The organism is Pleomorphomonas sp. T1.2MG-36 (assembly GCF_950100655.1).
Taxonomy (GTDB): Bacteria; Pseudomonadota; Alphaproteobacteria; order Rhizobiales; family Pleomorphomonadaceae; genus Pleomorphomonas.
Genome location: NZ_CATNLY010000001.1, coordinates 807,319 through 824,793, shown reverse-complemented (window position 1 = coordinate 824,793; position 17,475 = coordinate 807,319). Strand labels below are relative to the sequence as shown.

The 17,475-nt window shown below is 64.2% G+C and carries 17 protein-coding genes and 1 tRNA gene; 16 read left to right on the top strand and 2 right to left on the bottom strand.

What is annotated here, in order from left to right:
- The first annotated feature begins 147 nt into the window (after window positions 1–147).
- Complete coding sequence (locus tag QQZ18_RS03855) at window positions 148–2,238, top strand: molybdopterin-containing oxidoreductase family protein (protein ID WP_284538056.1); 2,091 nt, start codon at window positions 148–150, stop codon at window positions 2,236–2,238.
- Window positions 2,239–2,435: 197 nt separating this feature from the next.
- Window positions 2,436–2,750: a hypothetical protein gene (locus QQZ18_RS03850; RefSeq protein WP_284538054.1), complete on the top strand. Its 315-nt coding sequence runs from the start codon at window positions 2,436–2,438 to the stop codon at window positions 2,748–2,750.
- A gap of 71 nt (window positions 2,751–2,821) precedes the next feature.
- Here the strand turns inward: QQZ18_RS03850 and QQZ18_RS03845 are convergent, their stop codons facing one another.
- Complete coding sequence (locus QQZ18_RS03845; protein ID WP_284538052.1) at window positions 2,822–3,469, bottom strand: MarC family protein; 648 nt, start codon at window positions 3,467–3,469, stop codon at window positions 2,822–2,824.
- Between the two features lie 100 nt (window positions 3,470–3,569).
- Between QQZ18_RS03845 and QQZ18_RS03840 the strand changes: the two genes are divergently transcribed.
- The 6 genes from QQZ18_RS03840 (at window position 3,570) to rarD (ending at window position 10,223) form a co-directional block, all read left to right on the top strand.
- Window positions 3,570–4,082: a ClbS/DfsB family four-helix bundle protein gene (locus tag QQZ18_RS03840; protein WP_284538050.1), complete on the top strand. Its 513-nt coding sequence runs from the start codon at window positions 3,570–3,572 to the stop codon at window positions 4,080–4,082.
- Between the two features lie 214 nt (window positions 4,083–4,296).
- Window positions 4,297–4,797 carry a transcription antitermination factor NusB gene (gene nusB, locus QQZ18_RS03835; protein ID WP_284538049.1) on the top strand — a complete coding sequence of 167 codons (501 nt, stop codon included), beginning with the start codon at window positions 4,297–4,299 and terminating at the stop codon, window positions 4,795–4,797.
- Between the two features lies 1 nt (window position 4,798).
- Window positions 4,799–5,791, top strand: a complete 993-nt coding sequence (gene thiL / locus QQZ18_RS03830; protein WP_284538047.1) for a thiamine-phosphate kinase — start codon at window positions 4,799–4,801, stop codon at window positions 5,789–5,791.
- A 233-nt stretch (window positions 5,792–6,024) separates the two neighbouring features.
- On the top strand, window positions 6,025–6,606 hold the full coding sequence (locus QQZ18_RS03825; RefSeq protein ID WP_284538045.1) for a YqaA family protein: 582 nt from the start codon (window positions 6,025–6,027) through the stop codon (window positions 6,604–6,606).
- A 447-nt stretch (window positions 6,607–7,053) separates the two neighbouring features.
- A complete protein-coding gene (locus QQZ18_RS03820) occupies window positions 7,054–9,192 on the top strand; it encodes a sodium-translocating pyrophosphatase (RefSeq protein WP_284538042.1) in 2,139 nt (712 codons plus the stop codon).
- A gap of 113 nt (window positions 9,193–9,305) precedes the next feature.
- Complete coding sequence (gene rarD, locus QQZ18_RS03815; protein ID WP_284538041.1) at window positions 9,306–10,223, top strand: EamA family transporter RarD; 918 nt, start codon at window positions 9,306–9,308, stop codon at window positions 10,221–10,223.
- Between the two features lie 54 nt (window positions 10,224–10,277).
- On the opposite strand, the gene QQZ18_RS03810 is transcribed toward rarD, so the two are convergent.
- Window positions 10,278–10,754 (bottom strand): outer membrane protein assembly factor BamE, encoded by a 477-nt coding sequence (locus QQZ18_RS03810; protein ID WP_284538039.1) that lies wholly within the window; start codon window positions 10,752–10,754, stop codon window positions 10,278–10,280.
- A 397-nt stretch (window positions 10,755–11,151) separates the two neighbouring features.
- Between QQZ18_RS03810 and QQZ18_RS03805 the strand changes: the two genes are divergently transcribed.
- From QQZ18_RS03805 to QQZ18_RS03770, 8 genes are all read left to right on the top strand, one after another.
- Window positions 11,152–11,661, top strand: a complete 510-nt coding sequence (locus QQZ18_RS03805; RefSeq protein ID WP_284538037.1) for a ubiquinol-cytochrome C chaperone family protein — start codon at window positions 11,152–11,154, stop codon at window positions 11,659–11,661.
- Complete coding sequence (locus tag QQZ18_RS03800) at window positions 11,658–12,200, top strand: YceD family protein (RefSeq protein WP_284538035.1); 543 nt, start codon at window positions 11,658–11,660, stop codon at window positions 12,198–12,200. The genes QQZ18_RS03805 and QQZ18_RS03800 overlap by 4 nt, the downstream gene beginning before the upstream one ends.
- A gap of 118 nt (window positions 12,201–12,318) precedes the next feature.
- On the top strand, window positions 12,319–13,383 hold the full coding sequence (gene plsX / locus QQZ18_RS03795; protein WP_284538033.1) for a phosphate acyltransferase PlsX: 1,065 nt from the start codon (window positions 12,319–12,321) through the stop codon (window positions 13,381–13,383).
- 2 nt (window positions 13,384–13,385) lie between these two features.
- The gene (locus tag QQZ18_RS03790) at window positions 13,386–14,357 is read left to right on the top strand and encodes a beta-ketoacyl-ACP synthase III (protein WP_284538030.1); all 972 of its coding nucleotides are present in this window, start codon (window positions 13,386–13,388) and stop codon (window positions 14,355–14,357) included.
- A 78-nt stretch (window positions 14,358–14,435) separates the two neighbouring features.
- Window positions 14,436–14,828, top strand: coding sequence for an integration host factor subunit alpha (locus QQZ18_RS03785; protein ID WP_284538836.1), 393 nt, complete (start codon window positions 14,436–14,438; stop codon window positions 14,826–14,828).
- Window positions 14,829–15,006: 178 nt separating this feature from the next.
- Window positions 15,007–15,654 (top strand): MerR family transcriptional regulator, encoded by a 648-nt coding sequence (locus QQZ18_RS03780; protein WP_284538028.1) that lies wholly within the window; start codon window positions 15,007–15,009, stop codon window positions 15,652–15,654.
- A 102-nt stretch (window positions 15,655–15,756) separates the two neighbouring features.
- Window positions 15,757–15,834: transfer RNA gene (locus QQZ18_RS03775), tRNA-Pro, on the top strand.
- Window positions 15,835–16,441: 607 nt separating this feature from the next.
- Complete coding sequence (locus tag QQZ18_RS03770) at window positions 16,442–17,461, top strand: LacI family DNA-binding transcriptional regulator (protein ID WP_284538026.1); 1,020 nt, start codon at window positions 16,442–16,444, stop codon at window positions 17,459–17,461.
- The last annotated feature ends 14 nt before the right edge of the window (window positions 17,462–17,475 follow it).

The window sequence follows — 17,475 nt, the reverse complement described above, 5'->3', positions numbered from 1 at the left end:
ACCTCATGGGGCGAACCTTCACGCCGATGGTCGCCATTTCCATGCGAGCGCCAACCGGCCCCACATGAGGGCGAGCCTCAAAAAAGGCGCGACCTTCGACGCCGGAGCCTGTAACGTGGCCGTCCGCTTTCACCGGAATGCCCGTCGATGAACGTTACGCTTCGCCCTGGTTTCGCCCACTCCGCCTGTCCGCACGACTGTCCGTCGACCTGCGCGCTCGATGTCGAAGTAACGCCCGAGGGGCGCATCGGTCGGCTGCGTGGCTCGCCGGACAACAGCTATACGGCCGGCGTCATCTGCGCCAAGGTCGGCCGCTACGCCGAGCGTCTCTACCATCCCGACAGACTCATGAAGCCGCTCCTCAACGTCGGCGCTAAGGGGGAAGGGAAGTTCCGGGAAATCTCCTGGGACGAGGCGCTTGATCGCGTCGTGGACGCCTTTCTCACCGCCGAGCGCCAGTTCGGCGCCGAAAGCGTCTGGCCGTACAAATATGCCGGAACGATGGGGCTGGTGCAGCGCGACAGCATCCAGCGGCTGAGGCATGCCAAGAAGTATTCCCGCAGCTACGAAACCATCTGCGTGACGCCGGCCTGGACGGGTTGGATCGCAGGAACCGGTCTGTTGGCCGGCCCGGATCCGCGCGAGATGGCGGTCTCCGACTGCATCGTCATCTGGGGGACCAACGCCGTCACGACGCAGGTCAACGTGATGACCCACGCCGTCCGCGCTCGCAAGACGCGCGGTGCGAAGATCGTCGCCGTCGACGTCTACGAGACCGAGACCGTGCGGCAGGCCGATCTCGGCCTTGTGCTGAGGCCCGGCTCCGATGCCGCGCTGGCCTGCGCGGTCATGCACATCGCCTTCCGGGATGGCTATGCCGACCGCGCCTACATGGAAAAATATGCCGACGCGCCGGCCGAACTCGAAGCCCACCTGAAATCCAGAACGCCGGAGTGGGCCGCCGCCATCACCGGACTTTCGGTCGCCGAGATCGAGGCGTTCGGCAAGCTGGTCGGCACGACGCCGCGTACGTTCTTCCGCCTCGGCTATGGATTCACGCGGTCGCGCAACGGCGTCGTGTCCATGCATGCGGCGCAGTCCATCGCCACCGTGCTCGGTCTCTGGCAGCGCGAGGGGGCAGGGGCCTTCCACAACAATGGTGCCCTCTACCGTCTCAACAAGGCCATGGTCGAAGGGAACGAGATGGAGGATGACAGCATTCGTCATCTCGACCACTCGCGCATCGGTCCCGTGCTGGTCGGCGAAGCGGATGCCCTCAGGGGCGGGCCGCCGGTCAAGGCGATGCTCATTCAGAACTGCAACCCGATGACGGTGACGCCGGAGCAGGACAAGGCGCGGCGCGGCTTTTTGCGCGACGATCTGTTCGTCTGCGTGCACGAGCAGTTCATGACCGACACGGCCAAGGTTGCCGACATCGTGCTGCCGGCCACCATGTTCCTGGAGCACGACGACATCTATAAGGCTGGTGGCCAGCAGAGCCTGCTGTTCGGACCGAAGGTCGTCCAGCCGCCCGAAGGCCCTCGCGAGAACATCTACGTCATCAACGAGCTGGCCAAGCGCCTTGGCGCCGACCAGCATCCCGGCTTCCACATGACGGCGCGCGAGCACGTCGACTGGATGTTGCAGCACTCCGGGCTCGGCACTCTGACCGACCTCGAGGAGAAGCGATTCTTCGACATGCAGCCGGACTTCGAGACGGCGCATTATGTGAAGGGATTCGCCTACCCCGACGGCAAGTTCCGCTTCAAGCCGGACTGGACCAAGGTCAAGACGTCGAACATCGGGCCGATGGGGCCGTGGCAGGAGATGCCGTCGCTGCCCGATTACTGGCCGGTGGTCGAGGAAGCCGACGAAACGCATCCCTTCCGCCTGGTAACCGCTCCGGCACGCAACTTCCTCAACAGCTCGTTTGGCGAGACGCCGACCTCCGTGACGCGCGAAGGCCGTCCGACCCTGAAGGTGCGGCCCGATGACGCCGGCCGGCTTGGCATCGCCGACGGGGATGCGGTGGTGATCGGCAACCATCGCGGTCGGGTCGAGCTTCATGCCGAGTTGTTCGAGGGCTTGCAGGCTGGCGTGGTGGTGGCCGAGGGCATCTGGGCGAATCGTGCCCATGGCGGCAAGGTGGGCATCAACACGCTGACCGGCTCGGACGAGATCGCTCCGTTCGGCGGTGTCGCCTTTCACGACACCAAGGTCTGGCTCAGGAAACTGTGATGCTTGGGGTGTGCCGGGTTCGGCGCGTGGTCGGGATGGGTGCCGCGGCCGGCAGCTCGCCCTGAGTCATGCCCAAGATTTTGAATCCGGGGCATTTCCTTTGCATTGAGATGATTTCATCCGGCTGGGAAATGCTCTATGAAACCGCCGTTTCAGGGCCGCAGGGCGCGGTCCGGCGATTCTTTCGGAATGAGGCCATGATGCGGGTTGTTTCCGGTACTGTAGCCGCCGTTGCGCTTGCCGTCGGTGTGGTGAGCGCGTTGCCGGCAAGCGCCGACACGATTTCCCGCGACACCCTGTCGCGCAAGTTTCTCGATTACTGCGTCAACACCCAGTATCGGGTTGAGGGCATCGACCGGAACTCGATGATCGACAGGTGCCGCAAGGCGTCCGCCGAAGCGCTGGCCCAGTTCGAGGGCGACAGCTTCGACGCGCCGTCGCGCGCGAAGTTCTCGGCCGAGCAGGACAAGGCCATTCGCGCCGCCGTCGCTGCCGCCTTCGCAAAGAAGTAAGGCTCTCTTCTCCGTCGTTTGAGCGCTCTCCCGTCGGGCTCGGCTTCCCGACGGAGGGGACGAGTGCGCCGTTACGCCATGATCGCCTTGATGCCGTCTGCGACGAACTGCACGGCGAGCGAGGCGAGCAGGACGCCGAGAAGTCGCGTCAGAACGTTGCGGCCGGTATCGCCGAGGTAGCGGTCGATGCGGTCGGCGGCGATGAAGATGGCGAAGGACAGGGCGATGATCGCGGCGATGATCAGTACCAGCGTCGCCATGATCAGCGGATCGTGCGCGTCGGCGGCCAACAGGATGGTCGCCGATATGGCGCCGGGGCCGGCCAGGAAGGGAATGGCGATCGGGAAGACGGCGAGGTGACGGATGTCCTCGCCGATCGGCTGCGGATGACCGACGGAAACGTCGGCGTGGCCACTCTTGTCTGAGCCGCCGGACTTGGGCTTCTCGAACACCATCTCGAAGGCGATCCAGAACAGCAGAAGACCGCCGGCGATGCGGAAGGCCGGCATCGAAATGCCGAGGAACGTCAGGATGCCGGCGCCGACGAAGGCGAAGGCGATCAGCACCAGAAAGGCGATGACCGAGGCGCGCACGGCCATGGCGCGACGCATCTCGGGGCGCGCGCCGGCCGTCAGCGCCAGCACGAGCGGCGCGAGGCCCACCGGGTCGATGGTGACAAAAAGTGTCGCGAAGGCATTGAGGATATAGTCGATCGGCATGGCCCGTCCGCCGTTTCGGAAGTTGCCCGCTGCTCTGCCAGAAAACCGATAGCGCCGATAGGGGCGGGTGACCTATTGGCTGCGATTATGAGGAAAAGTCGTGGCTGTTCCCACAAACAAGGCCGAACTCGCCGAAGCCATTCGCGGCAACTACTTGAAACTCCGTACCGATCTGGATGGTGTACCGGAGGCGCTCAGCCGCGAGCAGACGCTCGAAGGGCATGCCAAGGACACGGTCATGAGCGTGCACGATCTGGTCGCCTACCTCGTCGGCTGGGGGGAACTGGTGCTGAAATGGCATGCCGGCCGAAACGCGGGCCAACAGGTGGATTTCCCGGAGACCGGCTACAAGTGGAACGAGCTCGGCCGGCTGGCCCAGAAATTCTATGCCGACTACGCGGATCTGTCCTATCCGGCTCTGCTCGACCGCTTCGCCGCGACCAAGGATCGCATCCTCGCCGTCATTGACGAGACCGGTAACGAGGATCTCTACGGCAAGCCCTGGTACGAGACCTACACGCTCGGCCGCATGATCCAGTTCAACACGGCATCGCCCTTCGACAACGCCCGCAAGCGGCTTCGGCGGTGGAAGAAGGAAAAGGGACTCGCCTGAAGTCGAGGGGGAGGGAAGTGCCGTTTTCCGCTGGACAAACCGGTCGTTCCGTGGTCTTTGCCCCGCCACAGCTTGATCAGGACCAGCCGCCAACCGGCGGCGCCGTACGCGCCGCTCTTCTCGGAGCGCGGCGGCGTTTCGAAACGACGATTCAGTGCGGATGGAGCCCGGAGGCAATGCCGGTCGATCCATTCGCCTGGGAGACATTGGGACCATGAACGACGACCGATCCGGCGCCAGATCCGAGCCGCGTCCGGCTAATCAGCGCGGCGCCGCCCGCCTTGCCGCCGTGCAGGCGCTCTACCAGCTCGAGATCGGTGGCGGCGACCTCATGGAAGTGGTGCATGAGTTCGAGGCCTTCCGTCTGGGCAAGGAGATCGATGGCTTCGAGTATCGGCAGGCCGATGCCGGCTGGTTCCGCGACATCGTCGGCGGTGTGGTTGCCGATCAGCGGACGATCGATCCCATGGTGCATACGGCGCTGGTCGAGGATTGGCCCCTGAAGCGGGTCGATGCCACGCTGCGCGCCATCTTGCGTTGCGGCGCCTACGAGCTCCTAAAGCGTGGCGACGTGCCGGGCCGGGTCATCATCTCCGAATACATCGACGTTGCCCGCGCCTTCTTCGAGGACGACGAGCCGCGTCTCGTCAACGGCGTGCTCGACCGCATCGCCCATGAAATCCGCCCCGACGAGTTCCCCAAAGAGGGCGCGTGAGATGGCGGCGGGCGGCATCGGTGAGTTCGAGCTGATCGCCCGCGTCTTTGCGCCATTGGCAGCCGATGGCGCCTTGGGGCTCACCGACGATGCCGCTTTCTATCGCCCGCGCCCCGGTCGCGATCTCGTGCTGACCAAGGACGAGGTGGTGAGCGGCGTGCATTTCTTCGCCGACGATCCCTGGGATGCCGTGGCGTGCAAGGCATTGCGCGTCAATCTGTCCGATCTCGCGGCAAAGGGAGCCACGCCGGTCGGTTATCTTCTGGCCCTCGGCCTTCCCAAGGACTTCACCGCCGAACAAGTCGACGCCCTGGGCGCCGGCCTCGCCGCCGATCAGGCGACCTACGGCATCTCACTCTATGGCGGCGATACGGTGCGCTCCCCGGCCGGCCTGACGCTGTCGGTGACGGCGATCGGCGAAGTCAAGGAAGGCGGAATGGTCAGGCGCGGCGGCGCGCAGGCCGGTGAGGTCATTGTCGTCACCGGCACCATCGGAGACGCAGCGCTGGGCCTTTCCTTGCGGCTCGATCCGGCGCTATCCGGCCGCCTGGGTCTTTCCGCCGAACATCGCGATCATCTTCTCGACCGCTATCTGCTGCCGCGGCCGCGCGGTGCGCTGGCGTCGGCGGTGGCCGACTGTGCCTCGGGCGGCATGGATATCTCCGACGGTCTCGTCGGCGATCTCGGCAAGATGGCCGCTGCCTCCGGTGTGGCCATCGAGATCGACGCTGACAGCGTGCCGCTGTCGGCCGCCACCCGCGCCGCTGTCGTGGCCGATCCGCACCTGTTCGCCGTGGCTCTGACCGGTGGCGACGACTACGAACTGGCGCTGTCCATTCCCGAGGCGAAGGTTGCCACCTTCCTCGCAACTGCCGCTTCGTTGGGCATCGATGCAACCGTGATCGGCCGGGTCCGGCCGGGGGAGGGCATCGATGTGCAGGGCGATCATCCGGCGCTGGCCGAGCTCGGGTCGGGATCTTACCGGCACTTCTAGAGCAGACCCAGTAAAAATGGGAAGCGGTGTTGCGTCCGAAGTTGCGTGAAAACAACGGGATAGAGCATAGGTCCCGGCCCGGAAGTTGCTAGGTTCCGTATCAAGCGGACGCGCGAACGCCTGTCCGGCTTGCGTCGTCAGGGGCGAGTCGCTAGACCTCCGCGGGGCTCCGCTTGGGTGGCCGCGCATTGTTTTATCGAATCGTTGCTTTCTTTGCATTTCCCGGAGGGCCGATGTTCCGCAAGCTCTACGATTGGACTATGTCGCTGGCCGGCAGCCGCAAGGCGGGCACATGGCTCGCCGCCGTTTCCTTCGCGGAAAGCTCGTTCTTCCCCATTCCGCCCGACGTGATGCTGGTGCCGATGGTGCTGGCTCGACGCGACAAGGCCTTCACCTACGCTTTGATTTGCACCGTTTCCTCGGTGCTCGGCGGCATGCTCGGCTATGCCATCGGTCTTTTCCTGTTCGACAGCCTCGGAGGCTGGCTGATCCGCGTCTATGGCTATGGCCAGAGTTTCGACGAGTTCCGGGCCGCCTACGCCCACTACGGCGCCTGGATCATCCTGATCAAGGGGATGACGCCCATCCCCTTCAAGCTGGTCACCATCGCCTCCGGCTTTGCCGCTTACAACTTCCCTCTGTTCGTGCTGCTCTGCGTCATCACGCGCGGTGCCCGGTTCTTCCTCGTCGCCTTCCTGTTGCGGCTGTTCGGAGAGCCGGTGCGCGAGTTCATCGAGCGGCGACTCGACGCGGTGATGTGGGGACTGCTGATCATCATCATCGGTGGCTTCGTCGCGGCACGCTACGTCGTCTAAGTGTTTGGTCCTGGCATCTGCCGGGCATATCGAACATCTGACCGACCAGGAAATGCTCCAGACTCGTCTGCCGGGGAGCCGGTTTTGGATAGGTTTGATTCAGCCCGATCGGCAGGTGCTCCAGGGCGCTTCGGCGCCGGTTTTCGGCGCCAAGCGAAGCTGAGCGGCCACCGGTTCGCCCCGAATGGGGACAAATCCATAAAATCGTAGGCTTCGGGCTTTCACGGCCTTGACGCCACCAAACCAGACTATATCGGTAATCCCGCCCTCGTATCTGTCCGCAGAACGGGATTGACGCTGCATGCCAGCGCCTCCCGCCAGGCGGAAGAAAAGAGGGTCGCTCCCAAGGCGAACGGGCACGGGAACCGTCAGGCTCCCAAGGGGCGTTCGCCTTCGGTTCGTGGCGCCAAGGCCGGGTTCTCGAGAGTCCGGCACTGCGGAGGGATCATGCACGTTCTATACATCGCGATCATTTGCGGACTTTTGTCCCTCGCCTACGGCGTGTGGGCAATCAAGTCCGTCATGGCATCGGACGCGGGCAGCGCCCGCATGCAGGAAATTTCAGGGGCTGTCGCTGAGGGCGCCAAGGCCTACCTCAAGCGTCAGTACACCACGATCGGCATCGTCGGCGTCGTGATCCTGGTTTTGATCGCGTGGCTGCTCGGCCTGCCGGTTGCCATCGGTTTCGTCGTCGGCGCCGTTCTGTCGGGTCTCGCCGGTTTCATTGGCATGAACGTTTCGGTTCGCGCCAACGTCCGCACCGCCGCCGCTGCCATGCAGTCGCTGGCGGGTGGCCTCAACATCGCTTTCAAGGCAGGCGCCGTCACCGGCATGCTGGTGGCTGGTCTCGCGCTGCTCGGTGTCTCCGTTTATTTCTGGGTTCTGACCGGGCCGATGGGGCATGCAGTCAATGACCGTGTCGTCATCGACTCTCTCGTCGCCCTGGGCTTCGGCGCCTCGCTGATCTCCATCTTCGCCCGTCTCGGCGGCGGCATCTTCACCAAGGGTGCCGACGTCGGTGCCGACCTCGTCGGCAAGGTCGAGGCCGGTATTCCGGAAGATGACCCGCGCAATCCGGCCACCATCGCCGACAACGTCGGTGACAACGTCGGCGACTGCGCCGGCATGGCCGCCGACCTGTTCGAGACCTACGCCGTGACCGTGGTTGCCACCATGGTGCTGGCCTCGATCTTCTTCGCCGGAAATGCCGACCTGCTGCCCAAGGCGATGCTCTATCCGCTGCTGATCTGCGGCGCCTGCATCATCACCTCGATCATCGGCACCTTCTTCGTGAAGCTTGGCGCCAACAACTCGATCATGGGCGCCCTCTACAAGGGGCTCTGGGCTTCGTCGCTGCTGTCGATCGTCGGCCTTGGCGGCGCCACCTCGCTGACCATCGGCTGGGGTGATGTCGGCGTTGTCGATGGCATCATGCTCACCGGCACCAAGCTGTTCGTCTGCGGCATCCTGGGCCTCGTGGTCACTGGCCTGATCGTCTGGATCACCGAGTACTACACCGGTACCGGCAAGCGCCCGGTGGTGTCGATCGCCCAGGCGTCGGTCACCGGTCACGGCACCAACGTCATCCAGGGTCTTGCCGTCTCGCTCGAGTCGACGGCCCTCCCGGCGCTGGTCATCGTCGCCGGCATCATCGCCACCTACCAGCTGGGCGGTCTGTTCGGCACGGCCATCGCCGTCACCACCATGCTCGGCCTCGCCGGCATGATCGTGGCGCTCGACGCCTTCGGCCCGGTCACCGACAACGCCGGTGGCATCGCCGAAATGGCTGGCCTGCCCAAGGACGTTCGTCACACCACCGACGCGCTCGACGCCGTCGGCAACACCACCAAGGCCGTCACCAAGGGCTATGCCATCGGCTCGGCCGGCCTCGGCGCCCTGGTGTTGTTCGCCGCCTACACGAACGACATCAAGCACTTCGCTGAAAGCGGCGTGCCTTACTTCCAGGGCATCGGCAACATCGACCTGTCGCTGTCGAATCCCTATGTCGTCGCCGGCCTGATCTTCGGCGGCCTCATCCCCTACCTGTTCGGCGGTATCGCCATGACCGCCGTCGGCCGCGCTGCCGGCTCGGTGGTTGAGGAAGTCCGTCGTCAGTTCAAGGAAAAGCCGGGCATCATGGCCGGCACGGAGCGTCCCGATTACGGCCGGGCCGTCGACATGCTGACCAAGGCGGCGATCAAGGAAATGATCATCCCGTCGCTTCTGCCGGTGCTGTCGCCGCTGATCGTCTACTTCGGCGTGCTGGCCGCCTCGGGCTCGAAGGCCAACGCTTTCGCCGCCCTCGGCGCCTCGCTGCTTGGCGTGATCGTCAACGGCCTGTTCGTCGCCATCTCGATGACCTCGGGTGGTGGCGCCTGGGACAACGCCAAGAAGAGCTTCGAAGACGGTTTCGTCGACAAGGACGGCGTCAAGCACTTCAAGGGTTCCGATGCCCACAAGGCCTCGGTGACCGGTGATACCGTCGGCGATCCCTACAAGGACACCGCCGGTCCGGCCGTCAATCCGGCCATCAAGATCACCAACATCGTCGCTCTGCTGCTGCTGGCGGTTCTCGCCCATAGCTGATAGATCACGTTGGTATTGCGACTGAACGAAGCGGCGGTCGGGCAACCGGCCGCCGCTTTGGCATTTCGGGTGGTGCCATTCGGCTCCGCCGGCCATTGTCCGGAATCATGACCATGACATCCGCCCAAGCCGCCGCGCCGGCTGGCCTCGGCCGTTATCGCGGCTTCGCCTTCGCCTTCTCGGCCTACCTTCTTTGGGGGTTCCTGCCTTTCTACATGAAGGCCGTCGCCCATATCTCGCCATACGAAGTGGTGGCCCACCGCGTGCTGTGGTCGGTGCCGATCACGGCGGCGATTCTCTTGGCGCTGGGTGGCTTTTCCAGTTTCCTCGCGGTGTTCCGTCAGCCGCGCATGCTTGCCATGGGCTTTCTCACGGCCAGTCTCATCTCGGTGAACTGGGCGATCTACGTCTGGGCGATCGGTTCGGGCAGGGCGCTCGAGTCGGCTCTCGGCTATTTCATCAACCCGTTGGTCAACGTCGCGCTTGGCACGCTCTTTCTGGGCGAACGGTTGAGCCGTGCTCAGATGTTCGCCGTCGCGCTCGCCGTCTTCGGTGTCGGCCTGATGACCGTCGAGAGCGGTGGCCTTCCCTGGGTGTCGCTGGCTCTGGCGCTGACATTCGGCATCTACGGCTATCTCAAGAAGACGCTGCCGATCGGCCCGACGCAGGGGTTCCTTCTTGAAGTCGTTCTGATCTCGCCACTGGCGTTGGCATATATCGGCTGGCTGGCGGCAACGGGCAGCGGCCACTTCATTGGAACCGGGATGGTGACCACCATCTCCGACACGGTGCTGCTGGCGGTTTCGGGTCTCGTAACGGCGGTGCCGCTCATCCTGTTCGTCTATGGCGCGCGATTGCTGCGCTACTCGACCATCGGCCTCATGCAATACATCGCGCCGTCGATGATTTTCCTGACCGCCGTCTTCGTGTTCCACGAGCCGTTCTCGGCCGGCAAGCTTGTCGCCTTCATGTTCATCTGGGCGGCGCTGGTGGTCTACACGGCGACGATGTTCTCCGGCCGCAAGGCATGAAAAAGGGCGCGGCTGGTGCCGCGCCCTGAAATCGCGAGCCTTGGTCGGCTCTGCCTAGAGGCCGCCGAGCGGATTGACGCGGCCGACACCCTTGAAGATCTGGCTGATGAGGTTGAGGTCGGCGCCGCCGGTGCGCGTCTTGCGTTCGATGAAGTCGAACACCTTGCCGTCCTTCAGGCCGTAATTGGCGATCTGCTTGACCAGACCCTTCTCGTCGAAATAGATGGCGAGCACCCGCTGGTCGGTGATCGAACGCCCCATGAGCGGGTTTTCATCGATGGTCTGGGAAATGTAGTAGAAGGTGTCGCCGGCCACCGCCGAGGTGGTCGAGGGCGAGCCGAGAACCAGAAGCACCTGCTCGCGCGAAGAGCCGACCGGTACCTGGGTCAGCGCCTCTTCGGAAAGCACATAGCCATGCTGGATTGGCGGCGTGCCGCACGCCGACACCGAGACGGCCGTCAGCAGGGCGATAGCGGCGCCCTTCAGACCAAACATCATGCCCGACGGGCGTTCACTCCGGCTGAACTTCACATGAGCCTCCCGGCACTCATAACCACACCCCGGATGGTCGGCTGAAAGCGATCCATCCGCTTTGATTCCTGCCTCAGTCGCCGACGGGCCTGCGGCCCTCGGCTTTCGCTCCGCTTGACGCAATTCGGGGCTGTGCCTCGAACTACGCGCTCCGCGCGGCACTGCTTGGCGCCGGAAGCCGCACAAGGCGGCTTCGAGTATTGTCCTGACTCCACGCTTGGCAACTTGGTTACCTTGCGCTAGGTCACGAGGCAACGTCAATTCGTGCGCCCGGCGCGGTTTCCTATCGATCACCGGGTTGGAATCGGTCTTCGGAGAAGGAAACGGCAAAACTATGGTGTTCGGCCTCATTCGGCGGAAGAGATCATCTGGCGTTGCGTCGCTATACGAGGCCTTGGTGCAAGCCTCGCGTCGCCAAGTGTTCTACGCCGAGCTCGGGGTTGCCGACAGCACCGAAGGGCGGCTCGAGATGCTGATGCTGCATGTCGGCCTTGCCGTTCATCGCCTGTCCCTCGAGGCCGCCGGGAGAGAGACGGCGCGCCGGCTCAGCGAGCTCTTCATCGACGACATGGAACGGTCGATGCGCGAGATCGGTTATGATGACAGCGGTCTCAAGCGTCGGCTCAAGAAGGTGGTCGGCGCCTTCTACGGTCGCGCGGAAGCGACGGCGGCGGCGCTTGCCTCCGAACGGCCGGAAGCACTTGCCGAGGCGCTCGTCCGCAACGTCTATGGAAGCGCGGCGACCGACCCGTCGCATATCGCCCGTCTCGCCGCCCATGTGCGCGGATTCGCGCGAGGCCTTGCCGACACACCGGTGGATGAACTTGCCTCGGCGGGCTTGCCTTCCTCGCTGCGATCATCCATCTCCGCCGATGAACCGGCACTCTCGGATATCAAGCCATCATGACTGCAAAAGCCGACATCCCCTTTTCCCGCGTCTTCGCATGGAGCGGAGTGCAGCCGCGCGGCACGCCCGTGGCTTTTGAGGCCAGTCCGTCAGAGTGCGAGGCCATCGCCGATGCGCTGGGCATTGTGAAGGTGGCGAGCGCGTCGGCTGAATACACCATATCGCCGTTTCGCAAGACCGGCTTCAAGGTGGTGGGCGAGGTGCGGGCGGAGGTGGAACAGGCCTGCGTCGTCACCCTCGACCCGGTGCCCGAGAGCATCCGCGAGACCGTCGATCTGCGTTACCTGCCGGAAAGCGAGATCGAGCCGGTCAACGAGGAGATCGAAGTCGACGTCGATGCCGAGGACCCGCCGGAACCTATTCTTGGCTCCACGGTCGATCTCGGCGTGTTGACCATCGAATTCATCGCGGTCGGTCTGGACCCGTATCCGCGCAAGCCGGGTGTCGAGTTCACGCCATTCATCGAGGATGATGGCAGCGAAGACGAGGTCGAGTCGCCGTTCGCCGGTCTCGCCTCGCTGAAGGACAAGCGCCCGTGACAACCGCAGCCGCGCCGCCCGGGCGGCGGCCGGCACGTATTTTGGTGTTGTTTCCTGGGGGGGAATGTTTATCTTCCCGCCCGATCAATTTCGGCGGTTGCCGCGCTTCCGAGGATTTATGGCCGAACCCCTAATCATATCCATCGACGTCATGGGCGGCGACTTCGGGCCGTCGGTGACGCTCGCCGGCGCTGACCTCGAGCTGACGCGGCGTCCGGATCTCCGATACGAGCTGTTTGGCGACGAGGCCGTGGTCCTGCCGGTTCTGGAGCAGTATCCGAGGGTCAAGGCCGCCTCTCGCTTTCACCACTGCGAAGTCACGGTGGCCATGGACGAAAAGCCGTCCAGCGCCTTGCGTCACGGTCGGTGGAAGTCTTCCATGTGGCGGGCGATCGAGGCGGTGAAGAAGGGCGAAGCGCATTTCGCCGTCTCCGCCGGCAATACCGGCGCACTGATGGCCATGTCGAAGTTTTGCCTCCGGACGATGGCCAACATCGAGCGGCCGGCGCTCGCGGCGCTTTGGCCGAACCTGAAATCGGAATCGATCGTGCTCGACGTTGGCGCGTCGATCGGTGCCGATGCGCAACAGCTGATCGGTTTCGCCGTGATGGGTGCGGCTATGGCCCGTGCGCTGTTTCACACCGAGATTGCCTCGGTGGGCCTGCTCAATGTCGGCGTCGAGGACGTCAAGGGCAACGAGGAGGTGAGGGCGGCCGGCCAGATTCTCAAGGAAACGGCTCTCGCCAACCTTCAGTACATGGGATTCGTCGAGGGAGACGACATCGGCCGCGGCCGGGTGGACGTCATCGTGACGGAGGGCTTCGCCGGCAACATCGCGCTCAAGACGGCCGAAGGCACCGCCAAGCAGCTCATGAGCTACCTGCGCACGGCGCTTGGCCGCACCTGGCTGACCCGCATCGGCTATTTGCTGGCGCGCGGCGCGTTCCAGGGGCTCAGGGAGAAGATGGACCCCCGCAAGTATAACGGCGGCGTCTTCCTCGGGCTGAACGGCATCGTCATCAAGAGCCATGGCGGCACCGACGCCTTCGGCTTCGCGGCCGCGCTCGATCTTGGCTACGACATGGCCCGCAACGGCCTGATGAGCAAGATCGAGACCGACCTTGCACACTATTACCGGGAGCAGGCGGCGATCAGCCTTGCCGCCGGCGAGAAAGGAAGCTGAGCGTGATCCGCAGCGTCATTCTAGGCACGGGAAGCTACCTGCCCGACAGGATTCTGACCAACGAGGACCTTGCCAAGCTGGTCGACACGTCGGACGAGTGGATCGTTCAGCGCACCGGTATTCGCGAGCGCCACGTTGCCGCCGATGGCGAGATGACCTCCGATCTGGCGACCGCCGCCGCCGCCAGGGCGCTGGCGGCTGCCGGCGTCAACGTCGACGAGATCGATCTGGTGCTGCTGGCGACGGCGACGCCCGACCGCACCTTTCCGTCGTCGGCTGTCGAGGTCCAGCGCAAGCTCGGCGTCACCCATGGCTTTGCCTTCGATCTGCAAGCCGTGTGTTCCGGTTTCGTCTACGCGCTCACCGTTGCCGACAGTCTGCTGCGCACCGGTCTTGCCCGCAAGGCACTGGTGATCGGTGCCGACACCTTCTCGCGCATTCTCGACTGGAACGACCGCACGACCTGCGTGCTGTTCGGCGATGGGGCCGGCGCGGTGGTGCTGGGTACCGAGGAGGGTGAGGGGACGTCGGCCGATCGCGGCCTGCTCGCCGCCAGTCTGCGGGCCGATGGCCGGCATGTCGACAAGCTCTGCACCGATGGCGGGCCGTCGATGACCGGCGCTCCCGGCCATGTGCGCATGCATGGCCAGGAAGTGTTCAAGTTTGCCGTCGGCGGAGTTGGCGACGTCATCAAGTCCGTGTTCGAGGCGACTGGATTCGATGGCGCCAGCATAGACTGGTTCATTCCCCATCAGGCCAATCGTCGCATCATCGAGGGCTCGGCGAAGAAGCTCGGCATCCCCTTGGATAAGACGATCATCACCGTCGAGGGCCATGCCAACACCTCGGCGGCGACCATTCCGCTCGCGTTGGATTTCGCTGTGCGCGCGGACAAGGTCAAGTGCGGCGACGTTGTGCTGTTCGAGGCGGTCGGCGGCGGCCTTACCTGGGGAGCAGTTATCCTCCGTTGGTAGCATGCCACGGTTTTTTGTTTGTTTGGAAAGACTTGCGCGAAAAATGGATTGACCGTATCCGTATCTGGCACTACGTTCGTGCGCTATGTCTTTGGATCTCGACCGTCGGCCAGATCCACGGTCGACTGGAACAACGGGAGCTTGCGATCCATGGGGGGCAAAACCGTAACCCGCGCCGATCTTTGCGAGGCCGTGTACCAGAAGGTTGGTTTGTCGAGGAGCGAATCGGCCGAACTCGTCGAATCGGTTCTGCGCGAGATCGCCGACTGTCTGGTAACGGGCGAGACCGTGAAGCTCTCTTCCTTCGGTACGTTTTCTGTCCGTTCTAAGACGGAACGCATCGGTCGAAACCCGAAAACGGGTGAGGAAGTTCCGATTCTTCCCCGGCGCGTGCTGGTGTTCAAGCCCAGCAACGTGCTGAAGACGGAAATCAACGGCGGTGACGCTTCGGCCGTTGACGGCGACGATTGAACAAGGGCCGGCGTGTGGCCGGCCATTTCGAAATTTCATTGAAATACAGATTGCTAGCTGCCGATCTTCGTGTTGATGCGATATCGGGCTTGGCTTCTTTCGCCTGTCGCTTCTATATTAGGGCGCTTTGCGAATCCGGTCTTTTGGGACCGAGTACGGCATCAGGTCGGGCGGCGGCGTGGAAAAGGCAACGGACGCGTTCAGGACAATCAGCGAGGTTGCGGAGGAGCTCGATCTTCCGCAGCACGTTTTGCGATTCTGGGAAACCAAGTTCAGCCAGATCCGGCCGATGAAGCGTGGCGGCGGGCGTCGCTACTATCGCCCCGATGATGTCGAGCTTCTCCGTGGCATCCAGTATCTGCTCTATGGCGAAGGCTACACGATCAAGGGCGTTCAGCGCATCCTGAAAGAGCAGGGCGCCCGCTTCGTCATGGAAGTCTGGCGCCACCCTGGCGAACCGATTCCCGTGGCTCCGAGCGACGACGTTTCGGATGAGGGCGATTCTTCGATGGATGAGGCCGCTTTCGAAGCGGACGAGCCGGAGATGGAGCCCGCCCCCCAACAGCGTCCCGCGCAACGCTCCGAGCCTCGGGTGGAACCGCCCCTGGTCCGCGCTGCCGAGGCGGAGGAAGAGCCGCTGCCGGCCGGCATTCTGCCGGAGAACACCAACCGCGGCGGCTTTCGCTTCATGGAACGCTTCCGCGCCACGCCGGAGCATGCGGCATCGTCCGGCTCTGGCGGGCTGTCGCGAGAGGACATCCGCCGCCTGCAGTCGACGCTGTTCGAGCTGCTGGAGTGCAAGCGCCTGCTGGATCAGACGCGCTGACGAGCCGTCCGGTGGGGACGGGGTGAAATTAGCACTTGTCCCGCCGGGGCGAACCGGCTACATCCCTCCCGTCCGACGGTCGACGCCGGACGATTGATGGGACGGGCAGTAGCGCAGCCTGGTTAGCGCACGTGTCTGGGGGACACGGGGTCGGAGGTTCAAATCCTCTCTGCCCGACCATCCATTCCCCCTAAGATCGCAAACGATGGTTTCCGATGCCGATGGCTTGGATCAAGCCCGGCCATCGTTCGTGCGACTGGGTGCTTTCCCTCGGGGTGTGGATATCGGCCGGCTCGTCGCCATCGCGACAGGTGCCAGATCAGGCCTTGATCGCCCGGCATTGTTCGTTCCGAAGCTCGATCTCGCCTTTTCATACTCGTTCCGCTTGATCTGGACTCATCCTGCTCAAGCGGGTTTCGGCCTGATTGGCCGGCGCCCGGCTGGGCGCTTCCACTTCCGTCAGGTTCCGCCCGAAAGCTCAAAACCCGACGGAATCGGTATCAGGTGGTGCCCTGCGCAACCACCCTTCACGCCGGACGGTCCTCAACACAGGCCGCCGAAGCGTCGGGCCACTCGTCATGGTTCGTCAAGCGTGACAGCCGGGTTACTACGTATCTTCCAAACCGGTTCGGATTTCTTTATTTCTTCCTTCGAATTAATCTGCATGATCGGTGACATGAGCGGCCGTTTCGTTGAAAAATCGGCTGATCGGTTGCAGGACCGGGATTCAAACCGGTTCGAGGCTTATCGGCGGAGCCTCATCCGACCGCAGTTCGGAGGACCATCGGTGAATCTCAGGGAGCTTGCTCAGCATCTAGGACTGTCGAAGACGACCGTCAGCCGGGCTCTCAATGGCTTCTCCGAGGTCAACGAGGAGACGCGCCTGCGCGTCGTCGAAGCGGCGCGGCGCTTCAACTACACGCCCAACGTCAGCGCCAAGCGTCTCGCCACAGGAGAGTCCGGAGCGTTCGGGGTGGTTCTACCGGGCGCTTCCTCGGAGATGGCCGATCCGGTGTTCGCCGAATTCCTGGCCGGCCTTGCCGACGGGGCAGGGCGCTGTGGCCGCGATCTCTACGTCAATGCCACGTTCGACGGCGAGGAGGCGGGCTATCGCCGTCTCGCCCGCGCCAAGGCGGTCGACGTGATGATCCTCGCCAACCTCAAGGTCGACGACCTTCGCATTCGCCTGCTGTCGCACCTCGGCCTGCAAACGGTCACCTGTGGCCGCACCGCCGGCTCGCTAGTCTATCCCCATCTCGATATCGACCATGAGGATGGTGTGCGCCGGGCCGTCGACCTTCTGGCCGGGCTCGGCCACCGGATCATCGCGCTGGTCAGCGGGCCGGCCGATCTGTCGGCGTCGGAGCAGCGCATGGTCGGCTGGCATGCCGCTCTCGGTCATCGCGGCCTCAACCCGGCGGCGGGGTTGTTTGCTGCCGGTCCCGCCACCGAAGACCATGGCTATCGCGCAACGCGAGCGTTGCTGGGCCTGCCGGCGGCCCCCACGGCCTTCCTGTGCGCTTCGATGTTCCTGGCCTCCGGCTGCTGCCGGGCCATCGGCGATTGCGGTCTCAAGGTCGGCCGCGACGTGTCGGTCATCGCCCATGACGACGGTCTGGCGACCGTGCGGCCAGAGGCCTTCGATCCTCCGCTCACCACCACCTTTTCGTCGATCCGCGCCGCCGGAACGCGAGTTGCCGAGCTGGCCGCCGCGCTGATCGGCGGCGCCGATCCGGCCACTCTTTCGGAAGTCCGGCCGGTCGACCTGATCTTTCGCGACAGCGCCCAGGCGCCGCCGCGACGATGATCGACCTTGCGGCC